We start from the raw sequence: 15067 nt of genomic DNA, 5'->3' as shown, positions 1-15067 counted from the left end.
GGATGGCCACGAACGCACGCGATCTACGCTTCTCGATCGGGCCGCTCTGCCTCTCCACTTCCGTGCGGGAACTGGAGGAATGGGTGGCGGGTGCGCCAGAGGGCGCGGATTTCGTCTATGCGCGCGGCGCGGTCCTGGACCAGCGCCGCGATGTCGTTGTGCGGGCGCGGGAGCTTGCGCAGGAGGGCGAGGTTCGCACGCACCAGCGCAAGGTGAACGGCGAATGGGAATATTTCGTCGTCCGCCGCCATCCCGAACGGCACGGCAAGGCGGTCACCCGGCCCCTGCATGTGGTCGCGGAAACACCGGCTGGCCGGGTGCTGGCGATCATGGAGCGCTGCCTGAAGCTTGGCCTTCCGGCGCGGACCAATGCCGAGATCGCACGGGAAATGGGCCTGAAGAACGCAGAGGCCGCCCGTTACCTCTTCAACCAGCTGGTCGAGCAGAAGCTGCTGACCGTCACGAACTTCGGCACGCGCGAGCGGCGCGTCGTCACCTTCGTCGCCACCGGCAAATCGACAGTGCGGGGCGCGCTATGAGCGATCTGATCTCCTGCATGGGCTGCGCCGACATGCAGCAGGGCGTGCCGGAAGCGGCCCTGCCTGACGGCTGGGACGCCATGCGCATCCCCGGCTTTGAGCCCGCCTACTTCTGCGGGGGGTGCGTCGATGGCGGCATGATGGAGCAGTATCGGGCGCAACAGGGGCTTCCCCGGCGTGCGCGCTGGCGGTTCCCAAACGGTTTCATGGCGCTCTATCGCCCTGCGGCGAAGCAAGTGCTGCTGGCTACGGCGGATGGCATGGCGGAAATCAGCGAGAGGGAAGCGGAGCAGCTGGTGGCGGCGATCGCTGCGGCGCTGGCGGTGCGCGGCCTTGCCGAGCAGCTGACGGTGGAGGCGCGCCGGTGACCTTCGTCGATATGACCATCACCCGCCGCCACTTCGAGGCCCGCTACAATCAGGTGGGCCGCTGCATGCTGGCCGACCTGGCGCAGATCTTCGGCATCGAATTCGAGACGGCCGAGCAATGGGCCGACGAGATCGACCGCGAAACCAATGAGCAGATTGCCGCTGCCTGCAGGCCCCTTTCGGGCGGCGGTTCGACTGCGGGGGCCGGTGCGACTGCACATCGCCCGGCCTCCGCCTCTTCCCCCTCCGCAAATCCATAAGCCGCAACCGGCAAGCCCAAGAGAGAAGGACGTTTCATGGCCAGACCGAAGAAAGCGACGGCGCAGGCAGCGCCTGAAGAGACGACAGCACCGGCGAGCCCTCGGGTCGCGCCCATGGCCATTCAGCCGGTGCCGCTCGGCCGTCTTGTCCGCGCGCCGGAAAATGTGCGCCATACGGACAAGGCGGCCGATGTGGAGAGCCTGGCCGACGATATCGCCGCGCACGGGCTGCTCCAGTCGCTGATCGGCTATGCCGGTGACACCGATATCGACGCGGCGGCGGTATACATCATCGGCGGTGGGCGTCGCCTGCAGGCGCTGCAGCTGCTGCGCGAGCGCGGGTCCATCGACGATGGCTATGAAGTGTCGGTTCTGATCCGCGACCAGGCCGAGGCGATCGAACTGTCGCTGTCCGAAAATCTGGCGCGACGGGACATGAACCCGGCGGATGAGTTCGCCGCGTTTCAGGAGCTGATGCGGCCGGGCACGATGTCGCCAGCGGATATCGCCAAGCGGTTCGGCTTTTCGGAACGCTATGTGAAGCAGCGGCTGCGGCTGGCCTCGCTGGCGCCGGAGATCCTCGACGCCATGCGGCGCGGCAAGCTGACGATGGATGCGGCCATGGCCTACGCGGGAACGCAGGATCAGAAGTTGCAGGTCAAGATCTTCGCGGCCGAGGAAAAGAAGGGCAGCTGGGGCCACGGCGTCCAGAGCATCCGCTCCGGCATCATCAACGCCCAGATGACCACGGGCGATGCGCTGTTCAAGTTCGTCGGCAAGGCCGATTATGAGAAGAAGGGCGGCCGGTATGAGGATGATCTATTTGGCGATGCGGAGAGCTATTCGGGCCGCAAGCTGATCGATCCCGACATCGTGGCGACGATCGCCGCCGATCGCGCATATTTCCAGCAGGCGCGGCTGCTTAGCGAGGCGAAGGCTTCGCACCGGACGACCAGTGATGTCATCCTTGTGCCCGGGCTTCGGCTCGGCAAATTGCCCAAAGCTCCCAAGGGCTATGAGGTCGTTGAGCGGCCCTACTGGCGGCAGGATCTGCCCAGCTATGACAAGCTGCGTGGAAAGGCTTGCGATCTAGGGATCGATATCGTCGCTTTCGCCGGGGTCGATCATCTGGGCGCGCTGGTACTTGCCGAGCAATTCTTCATCCCCGGCGCGCGCATGTCGGACCTGATCCCGCCGCAACGGGAGGCCCCGCGCAAGACGGAAGCGGAATGGGCCGCTGAGAGGCGCGCTGCATCAATCCGGTCCGTCGCCGCCTGGCTGGTCGCGCGCGATCACCACAAGGATCGCACCGAAGGGCGGCTTTGGTGGAAATCGCAGCAGCCGCATCTGGGCTCGCTGATGAAGCAGAAAGGCCTGGGGGACTGCTACAGCGTCGATGTGTCGATCCTGGTCACGCCGGAAGAGATCGAGGCCCGGCTGGAGGATGCAGAGAAAGAGTATCTGCTCCAGGAAGCTGAGAAGGCTGCCCTCCGTGAGGCGGAAGAGCGGGCGAAGGCAGAGGCTGCAGAGGCACTGGAGGCGCGGCGCGCGGAAGTGCTGGCGATGGATCCGCAGCCCGTCGTGATCCAGGTTGATGGCATCGCGCACTTCCGGTGGGCCGACGGCGCGTATGGCGATGAGCAGGAGGATACGCCGGAGGCGGAGGAATGCTCGCTCTACGACGATCTTGAAGAATTGCTGGAGCATGCCGGGATCATCGGCCTTGTCTGGCCGTCGATCGAAGCGTGGGCCGACAATCCCCACGGCGACAATGTCGCCGAGCCCGAGGAGCAGGCTGCATGATCAACGTCAATGTGAAGGTGCTGCGCGCGGCGCTGAAGGCGGTCAACGCCGTGGTCGAGAAGCGCACGACGGTGCCGATCTGCGCTACGGTGCTGGTGCGATCGACGCCAGGGCAGATGTTCCTGACCGGCACCGACCTGGAAATCATGGTCGAAAAGACGGTCGATCTGGAGGATGCTGGCGCTAACAGCGCCATGAACTTCTGCGTCGATGCGTCGCTGCTGGCGTCGATCGCGGGCAAGCTGCCAGCGGAGGGCGTGGCCAAGATCGAGGCGGACGGCAACACCGGAATCACGATCAAGTGCGGCCGCGCCCGTTTCAAGCTGCCCACGCTGCCGACCGATGATTTCCCGGTGCTGGCCGCCCGTGATTGGGACGCTGAGTGGGAGCAGGACGGAACGCAACTGGTGCAGATGATCGAGAGCGTGCGTTTCGCCATCTCGACCGAAGAGACGCGCTATTATCTGGGCGGCATCTTCCTTCATGTGCCGAACGGGTCGGAATGCCAGTTCGCGGCCGCGACCGACGGGCACCGCCTGGCGCGCTTCCATTGCGGCGTGGCCGATGGCGCGGACGGCATGCCCGACATCATCATTCCCCGGAAGGCGGTCGCTGCGCTTGCCCAGCTGCTCGACGAAGAGGGTGGCACGGTCGATGTAGCGGTGAGCACGACGAAGTTCCGGTTCGAGGTCGGCAAGACAGTGCTGACCGGCAAGCTGATCGACGGGACGTTCCCGGATTACACCCGCGTCATTCCTGCGGCCAACCAGCTGGACTGCTGGTTTGAGCCTGGTCCGCTGGCCGAAGCGGTGGAGCGGGTGCTGACGATCAGCAGCGACAAGGCGAAGGCGATCGCCTTCAACTTCGCGGCCGAGGCGGTCACGCTGGAGGTCACCAGCCCCGAGAATGGCACGGCCAGCGAGGAAGTGCCCTGCGAATATGAAGGCGAGCCCCTGCGCATCGGGTTCAACGGCAGCTATCTGCTCGACGTGCTGCGGCACCTGAAGGGCACCGATTCCGGGAACGAACGGGCGCGGGTGAAGCTGGCGGATCCCGCCGCGCCCTCGCTTTGGCAGACCAGCGATGATGCCGCCCGCCTTTATGTTCTGATGCCGCTGAGGGTTTGACCGTGCAAAACCTAGTCTCGATACTCTCCGGTTCCACGGAAATAAGTGATGGCCTCACTATGCGCGCGTGCAACGTGGCGCCGTACCAGCAATGCGTGCTGACCGAAAATGAGAGCAGCGTCATCAGCGTATTCGCACCCGAGATCGTGGCTAGGGGTACTGATTACGATGCACCTACCTATAGCGTAACTGAAGCTGATCGAGTTGGCGTCCACCACTCGGCTTCCGCTATTCTGGTGCACGGCCGCGTTTCGGCAATCATTGACCAAGTCCGTGATGTCCCGATCAGGCTGCTTAATGTCATCTGCCCAAGACATTCTCGCGCCATCTTCACTCATCTTCTGAAGAAGATCGTTAAGATAAATCAGGGTTTGTGTAATCACCGCCGTTCGAACAGCAGGATTCACGCCGCTCCTAAGCGGCTCAGTTCGCATGAGCTCGTCAATTCCACGGATGGAAGTCGCGATGGTGCCGGCGTCCATCCAAGCATATTTTTTGGCTTTGCGTTCGCCCGCCATACTGCCTCGCGCTTAGCTGATTTCGTCTCATCAACCGCTCGTGCCTCTTTGGCAAGGGGTGCAGCGTGAACGGTTTCTTCAACGAGCAGCCCATTGCCGGCCCTGCACCCAAGGGGCTCGGCCGCATGATGACTGGCGGCGGGGCCAAGGTCGATCGGCAGGGGAACGACTATTATCCAACGCCCGCGAGCGTGACGCGCGCGTTCATTGCGGCCGAGCGGGAATGTCTGCGCGATGCCTGTAAAGTCGGCGACGTGATCCTTGAAAGGCCAGTTTGGGAACCGTGCGGCCGTGGTGGCGCGATCTCAGGTGAGTTGGAGCGCGCGGGCTTCGCGACCATCGCGACCGACCTGGTCGCGGACCCGGCCAACCTCGTCGCACAGCAGGATCTGCTGCTCTGCCGACAGGCGCTTTCGCCGGTCGTCGTGACAAACCCGCCCTTCGCGCTTGCGGCCGAGATGATCCGGCATCTGCTGAATAATCTGGGCTGCACCTATGTTGCGATGCTGCTGAAATCATCCTTCTGGCATGCCGAGGTCCGCACGGGCTTGTGGCGGCAGCGGACACCAGCGCGGATCTACGCGCTGAACTGGCGGCCTGATTTTCTCGGCAAGGGCAACCCGACGATGGAAGTGATCTGGTGCGTCTGGGACGCGGCCGCGATCGACAATCTTTGTGCTTATGACGTTCTGACGCCGTTTCGCGCGCCGGATCTCTTGGGGGAGGAATGATGGCTACGGTGGTCAAGGAACCGTGGGTGACGCGCTGGGGCCGGGAAACGGACAGCTGGAACGTCACCGAACTGGATGAGGACAATGCCGACCAGGACGCGGAGGGTGGCGACAGTGACGGTTCCGGCCTGCCGGGCCGCTGGCTGGTCGGCCAGGCCGTCGCGCGCTGGTCCCTGACACAGCCGGTCGAGCCTACGGCCGAGATGGTGGCGAGCGTGTTCAACCTACCGATCGAGCTCGCCCGCGACTGCATGGGGATAGAACTGCACGCGATCGGCACGTTGGGCACGGCGCTCCAGGTTTGGAGCGGCCTGCAGGACCATGGCTGGGAGGGGCAGACGGTCGGTGCGGCCGCGCTCGCCTTCCACCTTGCTCCTGCGCCGATCATCGAAGCGGTTGAGGGGCATTATTGGATGTATCTCGCCGGCGATCGGGACGATCCGACGGCCATGACGATCGAACATGACGGCGAGTAGCGCGCCGCCGTCCTGACGGCTGCGACTTCCGCGACATCGATGTGAATTTTTGACCTGATTTTCGGGGTGGCTTTCTGTGTCTCTGCCAACTTCATTCCTGGACCAACTCCGCGCCCGCACGCCGCTGTCTGCCCTCGTCGGGCAGAAGGTGAAGCTGGAGAAAAAGGGCAAGGAGCATAAGGGCTGCTGCCCCTTCCATAGCGAAAAGACGCCCAGCTTCACCGTCAATGACGACAAGGAATTCTATCACTGCTTCGGCTGCGGTGCGCATGGCGACGCGCTGCGCTGGCTCACTGATCATGAGGGCATGGACTTCATCGACGCGGTGAAGCAGCTGGCGGAAGCGGCCGGGATGGAGATGCCGGCGCGCACGCCCGAGCAGGCGGAGCGGGCGCGTCGCGTGAGCCAAGTCGGCGACGTCCTGGGCGAAGCGGCGGCGTGGTATGCGCGCCAGCTGGAGCCGACCGGCATGGCGATGGAAGCGCTGGCCGCGCGTGGCATCATGCCCGCGTCGATCGAGCGCTTCGGCCTCGGTTTCGCTCCCATGCGCGGCGGGGTGTCGGCGATCGGCATTGCGGCCGACCAGCTGATGGCGGCTGGCCTGGTCGTCGAAACCGACAACGGCCGGCGCGATCGCTTCCGGCACCGCCTCATCGTTCCGATTCACGATGCCCGCGGTCGGCCGATCGGTTTCGGCGGGCGTGCCTTCGGCGAGGCCCAGCCCAAATATCTGAACAGCGACCAGTCGGAGCATTTCGACAAGGGTCGCGTGCTGTTCAACCTGCATCGCGCGGCTCCGGCGGCGCGGGTGGCTCGCCGCCTGCTGGTGGTCGAGGGCTATTTCGACGCGATCGCGCTCGACCAGGCCGGGATTGGCGAAGCGGTTGCGCCGATGGGCACGGCCATCACGCCCGCCCAGCTGGAGCGCGCATGGCGCGTGACGGAATGCCCGGTCCTGCTGATGGATGGCGATGAGGCCGGTCGCAAGGCGGCTTCGCGCGCCTGCATCCGCGCGCTGCCCATGGTCGGCCCGGGCCGGTCGCTGAAGATCGCTACCCTTCCGGACGGCTATGATCCTGACAGCCTGGTGCGCGAGTGCGGCCGGGAGGCGGTCGATGATCTGGTCGATCGCGCGCTTTCGCTCTCCAGCTATGTCTGGACGGCCGTGCTGGCAGCTGGCGATCACGACACGCCGGAAGGGAGGGCCGCGATCTGGCAGCAACTGGCCGACCTGGCGGCGAGCGTCGGGCATGAAGAGACGCGGCTGCAGTACCAATCCTATTGGCGCGGCCTCTTCAACGCCGAGTTCCCCCCGGCCCCCCGGTGGGTGGTTGAGGATCAAAAGCTTCCGGGTGGAACCATGGAGGCGAAATTCTCCGACCAGACGGAGGAAGTGCGGGACCGGCTGAAGGCGGTGGCGGCGAAGCGGCTGCCCGGTGCGATTGCCTCGGCCGAACGGACGAAGGATGGCGTCACCCTATTCGCCTGGGGCATGGGCCGGCGCGTCGGCGCGGGCCTGATCGATCAGGACATGGCCGACGACGCGATCGACGAAGTGGCCGACGGCGTCGAGGGTGTCTCGGCCGAGGATATCGAGCGCAGCTTCGCCGCTGGCGTCGCCAAGGGCTTCGATATCGCGCCCATGTTGCTCGACATGCGGTGCGCCGGATTCCAGCGCACGGATCTCGGCAATGCCGAGCGGTTCAACGCCCGTTATGGCGGCAGCTTCCGCTTCACCACGGCGAAGGGCTGGCTGGGCTGGGACGGCCGCCGCTGGAAGGTGCTCGACCAGGACAAGGATACGCTGCCAGCGGAAGTGCAGGCGGCCGTGTTCGACACGGTGCGATCGATCCAGCGGGAGGCGGATTTCGTGTCAGCCACCGGCTTTGTCGAGCCTGACGAACCGCTGCCGGAGGATGAGAAGCCGACCCTGATGCTGGTGGTCCAATGGCGGCTCTATCGTGACAGCGGCGAGCGTCCCGGCGCGATGAACCGCGTGACTGACATGAAGGGCGGCCCGGTGCTGCTATCCGAGCTCATCGCCAAATGGGGCCGCGCGTCGGAAGGATCGGGTCGGATCGGATGCATCGCCGGTCTCGCCAAACGGTGGGTGACCGCGCCGATCGAGGACTTCGATCGAGATCCGCTCGCCATCAACGTGCTGAACGGCACGCTGCGTTTCCGGCGCGACAAGGAAAATGGTTCGACCGTCACGCTCGAGCCGCACCGGCGCGAGGATCTGAACACGAAGCTCGCGCCGGTCACCTATGCCGCGGCCGCGACCAGCCCGATCTATGACGACTTCCTGGCATGGGCCCAGCCCGACGCCGGTATGCGCCGCTATCTTCACCAGTGGGCCGGATATAGCGCCAGTGGCGACATATCGGAGCAGAAGCTGCACTTCTGGTATGGCCTCGGCGCGAACGGCAAATCGACCGCGATCGACCTGTGGGCCCATGTGGTCGGCGACTATAGCGGCACGATCGGGATCGAGACCTTCCTCGACCAGGGCATCAAGAAGCGCGGCGAACAGGCATCGCCGGATCTCGCGCGGCTCGGCGGCGTGCGCATGCTGCGCGCGTCGGAGCCGGAGCGCGGGGCCAAGCTCAATGAAGCGCTGATCAAGGCGGCGACGGGTGGAGAACCGATGGCGGTGCGCGCCCTGCATCGCGGCTTTTTCGACCTGATGCCGCTGTTCAAGCTGACGATCGGCGGCAACTACAAGCCGGATATTCCCGGCACGGACGAAGGCATCTGGCGGCGCATGAAGCTGGTGCCGTGGAATGCGCATGTCGCCGATGGCGATCGCGACGAGCAGTTGCCTGCGAAGCTGCGGGCGGAGGCCGCCGGCGTGCTCAACCATATTGTGCGCGGCCTGCTGGACTGGCTCGACAACGGGTTGATCGAGCCGCAGGCGGTGAAGGATGCGACGGCGGAATATCGGGAGGCCAGCGATCCGTTGGGTCGATTCCTGAACCTTTGCGTCGAGAAGGATCCGAAAGGCCGAATCCAGTCGTCGAAGCTGCACGAGGTGTTTCTGGCCTGGTGCAAGGTCGCTGGCGAGCGCGACTGGTCGAATAAGGGCTTCACCAGGGCGATGCTGGACAAGGGCTACGTCAAGAAGCCCAGCGACGGCATCCAGTGGCTGGGCATTCGCCTGGTGCGCGAGGCGTCCGACTTCGTCGATGAGCACGGCCGGGCACGCGAGGATGCGCCGATGCTGCCCGATGCAGCGCCGAGCTCGGCCGATGCATCGCCCGACATGCCGCTCGCGCCTCCTCCTTACGATGACAACTTTGTGCCCGACTTCTGAGCGGCGGCGGCGCGACAGGTTCGAATGGTTCCGGGTTGGAAGGGTGGCGGAAGCATCACTGGAAGGAAGGAAGCGCGGATTTCTGCGCCATTGGAAGGGTTGGAATGATTGTTCGCATGTTTCCTTCACATATGCGCGTGTGCGCGGGCGCATGCGTGATGAAAATATACAATAATCATTCCAATCCTTCCAAAGCTTCCAAATACAAGAATTTAGATAGGCTTTTCATAGAGTTGAGTAGCGGAAGGGTGAGAGCATGACGGTTCCGGCAGTGGAAGGTTCGCAATATTGGACGTTTGAGGCGGTGCAGGAGCGCTTGGTGGAGGCATGGGGCTATCTGGTGCGCATGCCCGATGGTGAGGCGGCGTGGCTGCGCTCCTGCTCGCGTTCCTCCATGCCCGCTGTCATCCGTGATGTGCGCAAGGGCGACTGGATGGAGACGCGGCCCGGTCGCCCCGGCCTGCGCTCTGCCCAGGTCGATCTGGTCGAGCGGCTCCTCACGGGCGACGGCGCATGGATCGAATGGGTGGTGCCGCGCGATCGGTCGCTGGTCGCCACGGTGCTGCGCCTGCGCTCGCGCAAGGTCGGGTTCGATTGGCGGGACGTTGCCGAATCGGAGGGCGTCATGGTGGGTGCGGAGGCGCTGCGGAAGCGCTATTCGAGGGCCATCACCGGCATTGCGGTGCGCCTCAACCGCAACGGTTCGTCGCACGATCTGCTCTGATGCGCCACGAAAGCCAGCATTCCCGGTTGCGGAATGTGTCAACCCCCGGAATTTTTCCGGAGTAAATAATGGGTGTCCGTTTCCGCAGTGAATGGCCCTATTTCAGATATATGCTTGGTCCAGTCGTGCGATTGGGGGGAGCCAAGCATTCCTCTCCTTGGAACTGGAAGCGGGGCTGGTGGCGACATCGGCCCCGCTTCTTTTTGGGTGACGCCATGCCGACCATGCCGAAGCGGTTACGACCAGCGGGCACACGATCGCAGGCGCAGGCCCGCAAGGAGGCGGACGACAGGCGCGGCTCGGCGGCCTCACGCGGCTATACAAGCCGATGGTCGAAAGCGGCAGCGACGTTCCGGCGGGGGCATCCGCTCTGCGAGTATTGCTCGCTGGAGGATCGGGTGGAACCGTCCACGCTGGTTGACCACCTCTACCCGCACCGCACCTACGACGGTGTGTTCTGGCGGGTGGAGTGGTGGGTCGCCAGCTGCGCCTCATGCCATTCGGGGATGAAGCAGGCCGTCGAGGCTGCGGGCAAGGCCGCGATCGACGCGCTCGCCCGCCGCCTCGGCCGCGAGCCCCTGACCTGACCCGCCCAGGGAGGGGGGGTGGTCAAAGTCTAGCGACCCCGGCCTCATGACCGGCGGTTCAGACACGGAAAAATCGGCGCGAAATTCTGCGCCAGATATTTTTTTAAGGCGCTGAATTCGGGCGCGATTTGGCGAAGGAGGTGGGCCGCGCGACGGTCGGCCGAGGAGTGATTTTGTATGGCGCGTGGACGTAGGCCCGACCCCGATCAGGAAGCGAAGGGCTTTCCCAACCGGCGCAAGTCCGCAACGCGCAAGCGTGAAGAGGAAGCCGAGCGCGTCGCGCAGCTGCTGATGGCGTCCACATCGGGCGACGTGCTGCAGCCGCCCGCGATGATCGACCAGGGCCCGCTCTATGCTGGCGCTGTCGCAGTGTGGCGGGAGATGGCACCGCGCTTGGCGCGCACGCATCGCCTGCCCGAGCAGCACCGGATGATCTTCGCCATGTTCTGCGTCTATTATGCCGATTGGGTTTCGCTGAACGATCAGCTGAAGCAGGAAGGCATGACGCAGCGTGTGAAGACGGTCGCCGGTGGCTTCATGATCCGCGACCACCCTGCCGTGCGTCGTCGGCAGGAATGCTTCGACAATGTCATGGCGCTGTCAAAGCAGTTCGGCCTGACCCCGCACGACGAATATGACCTGTTCAAGAATCAGGCGGGCGCGGCGGCGACGAACCCGGGCCTGTTCGGCGGCGCGCTGGCCGTGCCGGCGCAGCGGAAGGGAGAGCCGGAGGAAGAAGCGCGCGAGCCTGCGGCCGATGTTGGCCCTCGCGTCGGCATGCTAGGCGGCATGGACTCACCGCCTCCGGGACAACGGCCGAACTGATATGGCCGACCAGTCGGCAGCGGCAACGCTGTCGCCCTGGTGGCGGGATGAAGATCCGCTGCCGCCCTGGCTCGCGTCGGTCGAGAGCGACCCGGCCTATGCCTGGGCGATCGGCGCGTGGAAGAAGGCGGCGGGACAGCCTGGGGCATGGTTCGACCATGCCAAGGCCGATCATGTCGTCGAGCTATGGCCGCAGATTTTCCGGCTGACGGACGACCGCTTCGCCGGTGTCCCGTTCCGCCTCAACCTGTGGCAGGAGATCATCGTCCGCCTGCTGTTCGGGTGGAAGCATCCGATCCAGATCATCGATCCGATGACTGGCGCGGAAGTGGAAGAGCATGTGCGGATCTTCCAGATCCTGCGGCTCTGGATCCCGCGCAAGAACGGCAAGTCGGAATTCCTGGCGGCGCTCGCCCTCATGTTCTGGGCGGTCGAGGGGTTACAGGGCGGCCAAGGCTACGCTTTCGCCCGCGACGAGGATCAGGCGGAAATACCGTTCGCCAAGATGAAGGCGATGGTCGCGCACAGCGAGGTGCTGGCGCGCGACATTCAGGTGCAGAGCAGCCACATGTGGCTGAAGCCGCTGTCGTCATCGTTCGTGGTGCTGACGGGCAGCGACCAGGGCAAGCACGGCAAGTCGCCCAGCGTGACGCTCGGCGACGAAATGCACGAGTGGAAGAGCCGCAAGATCGAGAACGATCTGCGGCAGGGGCAAGGTGCTCGCCTGCAGCCGATTGCGCTGTTCGCATCGACCGCTGGCCTGAAGACGAACCAAACCGGCGTCGAGATCTGGGAGGAAAGCGAGCAGATCCTCGACGGGACGATCGACGATCCCTCGACGCTGGTGGTCATCTTCGCCGCGCCGGATGATGCGGATTGGGAAGATGAGGCGGTCTGGAGCTCGGCGAACCCGTCGCTCGGCCTGTCGCCGACGTTGCAGTTTCTGCGCGGTGAAGCGCGCCTTGCGAAGGGGAACCCGGTCAAGGAAGCGCATTTCCGCTGCTACCATTTGAACCAGTGGGTCGATGACCAGGCCCTCTGGCTCAACATGCAGAAGTGGGACAAGTGCCAGGTCGGCTCCAATGGCTGGATGACGATGGCCGAACGCATGGCGGGTCGCCGCTGCTTCGGCGCATGGGACTTGTCATCGGTGCGCGACATCACCGCGCTGGTCTGGCTGTTCCCGCCGATCGCGGGCGACCCGCTCTGGCATCTGCTGTGCCGCTTCTGGGTTCCCGAGGCATCGCTCGCCCAGCGCGTGAAGGAAACGAAGGTGCCCTTCGACCGCTGGAAAGAGGCGGGCGCGCTGGAGGTGACGCCGGGTGATATCGTCGATCAGGACTTCGTCCTGCGCGCGGTCGAGATCGGCATGAACAGGTTCGACGTGCAGCGCATCGGCTATGACCCATGGGGCGGCGTCAAGCTGGTGACGGACATGCAGAAGGAAGGGATCGACACCGATCTGCTCCTTCAGGTTCGCCAGGGCATCCATTCGCTGGGCGAGCCGACCAAGGAATTCGAGCGGCATGTCTATGCCGGCACTCTGGATCATGGGGGCATCCCCTGCTGCGCTACATGGCGCGGAACACCATGGTCCGGTTCGATGAGAACCTGAACTACATGCCTGCGAAGAAGCGGTCGAAGGATAAGATCGACGGCATCGTCGCGGCGGTGATGGCGAAGGCGGTGGCGATGGCCCCCGAGGACGACGCACCGGAACCGGAGATCCACAACCTATGAGCTTTCGCGAAAAGGTCGGCCGCTGGCTGATCGGGACGGACGCCGCACAGGCGGATTCCGGCGGGCCGATCAGCAACTCGGCGGAAGTAGCGCTGCCAACGATCCGTCGCGGCACCGAAGCCTATGAATGGTTCACCGGCATGCCCGCTGTCGCTGGCCTGCCTGTCGTCACCGATCGCAGCGCCCTGACGATCAGCGCGATCTGGTCATGCGTGTCGCTGATTGCCGGCGCGATCTCGACGCTGCCTATGAACCTCTACAATCGGTCGAGCGATGGCGAGCGCACAATCCGCGAGAGCGATGACCTGTGGTGGGTGCTGAACGAAGAGTTCTGCCCGCGCTGGGTCGCATCGGCAGGATGGGAATGGCTGGTGCTCTCCCGACTGTTCGAGGGTGACGCCTATGCCGAGATCCTCCGCAAGGGGCCGCGCGTCTCTGGCCTGGTGCCGCTTCATCCGCGCCGGGTAGAGCCGGTGCCGTGGAAGGACGGCAGCCGCCTTGCCTATGTCGTCTATCCCGAGCCGGATCTCGCCGACCAGAGCGTGCGCGTGATCGACCAGGACGACATGCTGCATGTGCCCGGCCTCGGCTTTAACGGCACGCGGTCATTCTCGCCGCTGCGGCACGCCCTGCAGAATGTCGGCGGCGTCGCGCTGGCCGCCCAGAATTATGCCGGGCAGTTCTTCGCCAACCAGGCCCGACCCGATTATGCGCTGGTCGCCCCGGTCGAAGCGAAGTTCGACAAGGAAAAGATCGAGGATCTGCGCAACCAGGTCGAGGAGCGGCACGCCCTGCGCAACGGGCAGGCCAGCAAGCCGATGCTGCTGACAGGCGGTCTCGACATCAAGACGATCACGCTGCCGAACAAGGATGCGGAGCTCGCCGTCACCCGGCAGCTGCAGATCGAGGAGATCGCCCGCATCTACAACGTGCCGCCGTTCATGATCGGGCACAATGAGAAGACGACTAGCTGGGGCTCCGGCGTCGCGGAGATGGGCACGGCCTTTGTGCGCTACGTTCTGCGCCGCCACCTCAACGCCTTCCAGAATGAGATCAACCGGAAATTCTTCCGCACGGCCTCGCGGCTCGCCGAGTTCGACACGTTCGAGCTGGAGCGCGCCGACCTGAAAACCCTGTTCGAGACCTTCCGTTCGGCGCTCGGTCGCGCGGGAGAAAAGCCGATCCTGACGCGGGACGAAGTCCGGCGCCTGATCAACTATGGCCGCACTCCTGGCGGCGACAGCTTCGAGGAAACCGCCAATGCGAAACCGGCTGCTTAACCTCTATTCCCGCAATGCCCAGGTCGGCGCGGGCATCAAGGCCGAAGGCAACACCATCTATCTCTACGACTATATCGCCGGCTCGGAAGCCGACGCACAGTGGTGGGGCGGCGTCAGTGCCGAGGGTTTCACCCGGCAGCTGATGGCGATGGAGGGCGATGTGTCCGTGCGGATCGACAGCCCCGGTGGCGACGTGTTCGGCGGCCGCGCGATCGCGCAGGCTATCCGCGAATATGACGGCAAGGTCACCTGTCATATCGACGGCCTGGCCGCGAGTGCCGCCAGCTACATCGCGATCAGCGGCGACCATGTCGTCGCGGCTCCCGGCGCGTTCATGATGATCCATCGTGCCTGGACGCTGATGATCGGGAACAGCGCAGATTTTCGCGCGGAGGCTGATCTGCTCGACAAGATCGATGCCAGCATCGCGGCCAGCTACGCCGCAAAGGCCGGTGGCGAGACCGACTGGATCGCGCTGATGGACAAGGAAAGCTGGTTCACCGGCGACGAGGCCCTCGCGCTCGGCCTGATCGACGAGGTGCTGCCCGAGCAGGGCGGCAAGGCGGCGAACGCGGGCAAGCGGGGCTGGAACCTGTCTGCCTTTGATCATCCGCCAGTGAACAAGATTCCTGCGCCAGCGTCCGAACCGGCACCCGAACCCGAACCCGAGCCCGCGCCGGAGCCGACCGAATCCGACGAAATTGCAGCACGCGAGCGGCGGCTTGCCGTCGATCTGCTGACCCAATCTGCCTGAGCGCGCCGCGCGAGGGAGACCA

16 protein-coding genes are annotated in these 15067 nt (G+C 64.8%); all 16 read left to right on the top strand.

From position 1 onward, the window contains the following. The first annotated feature begins 2 nt into the window (after window positions 1-2). Window positions 3-539: a hypothetical protein gene (locus B6S01_RS11770; RefSeq protein WP_037462587.1), complete on the top strand. Its 537-nt coding sequence runs from the start codon at window positions 3-5 to the stop codon at window positions 537-539. Then, window positions 536-907 carry a hypothetical protein gene (locus tag B6S01_RS11765; RefSeq protein ID WP_037462589.1) on the top strand — a complete coding sequence of 124 codons (372 nt, stop codon included), beginning with the start codon at window positions 536-538 and terminating at the stop codon, window positions 905-907. The genes B6S01_RS11770 and B6S01_RS11765 overlap by 4 nt, the downstream gene beginning before the upstream one ends. Next, complete coding sequence (locus tag B6S01_RS11760; RefSeq protein ID WP_037462591.1) at window positions 904-1167, top strand: hypothetical protein; 264 nt, start codon at window positions 904-906, stop codon at window positions 1165-1167. Before B6S01_RS11765 ends, B6S01_RS11760 begins: the two co-directional genes overlap by 4 nt. 36 nt (window positions 1168-1203) lie before the next feature. Continuing rightward, window positions 1204-2970, top strand: coding sequence for a ParB/RepB/Spo0J family partition protein (locus B6S01_RS11755; RefSeq protein ID WP_062793045.1), 1767 nt, complete (start codon window positions 1204-1206; stop codon window positions 2968-2970). After that, window positions 2967-4097 (top strand): DNA polymerase III subunit beta, encoded by a 1131-nt coding sequence (gene dnaN, locus B6S01_RS11750; protein WP_037462593.1) that lies wholly within the window; start codon window positions 2967-2969, stop codon window positions 4095-4097. Before B6S01_RS11755 ends, dnaN begins: the two co-directional genes overlap by 4 nt. 95 nt (window positions 4098-4192) lie before the next feature. After that, on the top strand, window positions 4193-4684 hold the full coding sequence (locus B6S01_RS21615; RefSeq protein ID WP_218017111.1) for a hypothetical protein: 492 nt from the start codon (window positions 4193-4195) through the stop codon (window positions 4682-4684). After that, window positions 4681-5346, top strand: a complete 666-nt coding sequence (locus tag B6S01_RS11740) for a hypothetical protein (protein ID WP_051907987.1) — start codon at window positions 4681-4683, stop codon at window positions 5344-5346. Before B6S01_RS21615 ends, B6S01_RS11740 begins: the two co-directional genes overlap by 4 nt. A gap of 26 nt (window positions 5347-5372) precedes the next feature. After that, window positions 5373-5822, top strand: a complete 450-nt coding sequence (locus B6S01_RS11735) for a hypothetical protein (protein ID WP_234810762.1) — start codon at window positions 5373-5375, stop codon at window positions 5820-5822. Window positions 5823-5898: 76 nt separating this feature from the next. Next, window positions 5899-9135, top strand: a complete 3237-nt coding sequence (gene dnaG / locus B6S01_RS11730) for a DNA primase (protein WP_051907990.1) — start codon at window positions 5899-5901, stop codon at window positions 9133-9135. Between the two features lie 256 nt (window positions 9136-9391). Then, window positions 9392-9859, top strand: a complete 468-nt coding sequence (locus B6S01_RS11725; protein ID WP_037462598.1) for a hypothetical protein — start codon at window positions 9392-9394, stop codon at window positions 9857-9859. 68 nt (window positions 9860-9927) lie between these two features. Then, window positions 9928-10446 (top strand): HNH endonuclease family protein, encoded by a 519-nt coding sequence (locus B6S01_RS11720; RefSeq protein ID WP_197053193.1) that lies wholly within the window; start codon window positions 9928-9930, stop codon window positions 10444-10446. A gap of 177 nt (window positions 10447-10623) precedes the next feature. Next, window positions 10624-11271, top strand: a complete 648-nt coding sequence (locus tag B6S01_RS11715; protein WP_022681165.1) for a P27 family phage terminase small subunit — start codon at window positions 10624-10626, stop codon at window positions 11269-11271. 1 nt (window position 11272) lies between these two features. After that, window positions 11273-12886 carry a terminase large subunit gene (locus B6S01_RS11710; protein WP_197689935.1) on the top strand — a complete coding sequence of 538 codons (1614 nt, stop codon included), beginning with the start codon at window positions 11273-11275 and terminating at the stop codon, window positions 12884-12886. Beyond that, window positions 12862-13011: a hypothetical protein gene (locus B6S01_RS21365; RefSeq protein WP_197689934.1), complete on the top strand. Its 150-nt coding sequence runs from the start codon at window positions 12862-12864 to the stop codon at window positions 13009-13011. The genes B6S01_RS11710 and B6S01_RS21365 overlap by 25 nt, the downstream gene beginning before the upstream one ends. After that, a complete protein-coding gene (locus tag B6S01_RS11705) occupies window positions 13008-14291 on the top strand; it encodes a phage portal protein (protein ID WP_051907994.1) in 1284 nt (427 codons plus the stop codon). The genes B6S01_RS21365 and B6S01_RS11705 overlap by 4 nt, the downstream gene beginning before the upstream one ends. Then, window positions 14272-15045: a head maturation protease, ClpP-related gene (locus B6S01_RS11700; RefSeq protein ID WP_037462600.1), complete on the top strand. Its 774-nt coding sequence runs from the start codon at window positions 14272-14274 to the stop codon at window positions 15043-15045. Before B6S01_RS11705 ends, B6S01_RS11700 begins: the two co-directional genes overlap by 20 nt. Window positions 15046-15067: the final 22 nt, after the last annotated feature.

This window comes from Sphingobium herbicidovorans (assembly GCF_002080435.1).
In the GTDB taxonomy this organism is placed as follows: domain Bacteria; phylum Pseudomonadota; class Alphaproteobacteria; order Sphingomonadales; family Sphingomonadaceae; genus Sphingobium; species Sphingobium herbicidovorans.
This window is presented reverse-complemented; position numbering and strand designations above follow the sequence as displayed.

What these genes read in the sequence shown, in the direction of transcription:
- B6S01_RS11705 (WP_051907994.1), top strand. Translation starts at nt 13,008, where the DNA reads ATGAGCTTTCGCGAAAAGGTCGGCCGCTGGCTGATCGGGACGGACGCC.
- B6S01_RS11720 (WP_197053193.1), top strand. Translation starts at nt 9,928, where the DNA reads ATGGGTGTCCGTTTCCGCAGTGAATGGCCCTATTTCAGATATATGCTT.
- B6S01_RS11700 (WP_037462600.1), top strand. Translation starts at nt 14,272, where the DNA reads ATGCGAAACCGGCTGCTTAACCTCTATTCCCGCAATGCCCAGGTCGGC.
- B6S01_RS11755 (WP_062793045.1), top strand. Translation starts at nt 1,204, where the DNA reads ATGGCCAGACCGAAGAAAGCGACGGCGCAGGCAGCGCCTGAAGAGACG.
- B6S01_RS21365 (WP_197689934.1), top strand. Translation starts at nt 12,862, where the DNA reads ATGGTCCGGTTCGATGAGAACCTGAACTACATGCCTGCGAAGAAGCGG.
- dnaN (WP_037462593.1), top strand. Translation starts at nt 2,967, where the DNA reads ATGATCAACGTCAATGTGAAGGTGCTGCGCGCGGCGCTGAAGGCGGTC.
- B6S01_RS11765 (WP_037462589.1), top strand. Translation starts at nt 536, where the DNA reads ATGAGCGATCTGATCTCCTGCATGGGCTGCGCCGACATGCAGCAGGGC.
- B6S01_RS11715 (WP_022681165.1), top strand. Translation starts at nt 10,624, where the DNA reads ATGGCGCGTGGACGTAGGCCCGACCCCGATCAGGAAGCGAAGGGCTTT.
- B6S01_RS11710 (WP_197689935.1), top strand. Translation starts at nt 11,273, where the DNA reads ATGGCCGACCAGTCGGCAGCGGCAACGCTGTCGCCCTGGTGGCGGGAT.
- B6S01_RS11725 (WP_037462598.1), top strand. Translation starts at nt 9,392, where the DNA reads ATGACGGTTCCGGCAGTGGAAGGTTCGCAATATTGGACGTTTGAGGCG.
- B6S01_RS11770 (WP_037462587.1), top strand. Translation starts at nt 3, where the DNA reads ATGGCCACGAACGCACGCGATCTACGCTTCTCGATCGGGCCGCTCTGC.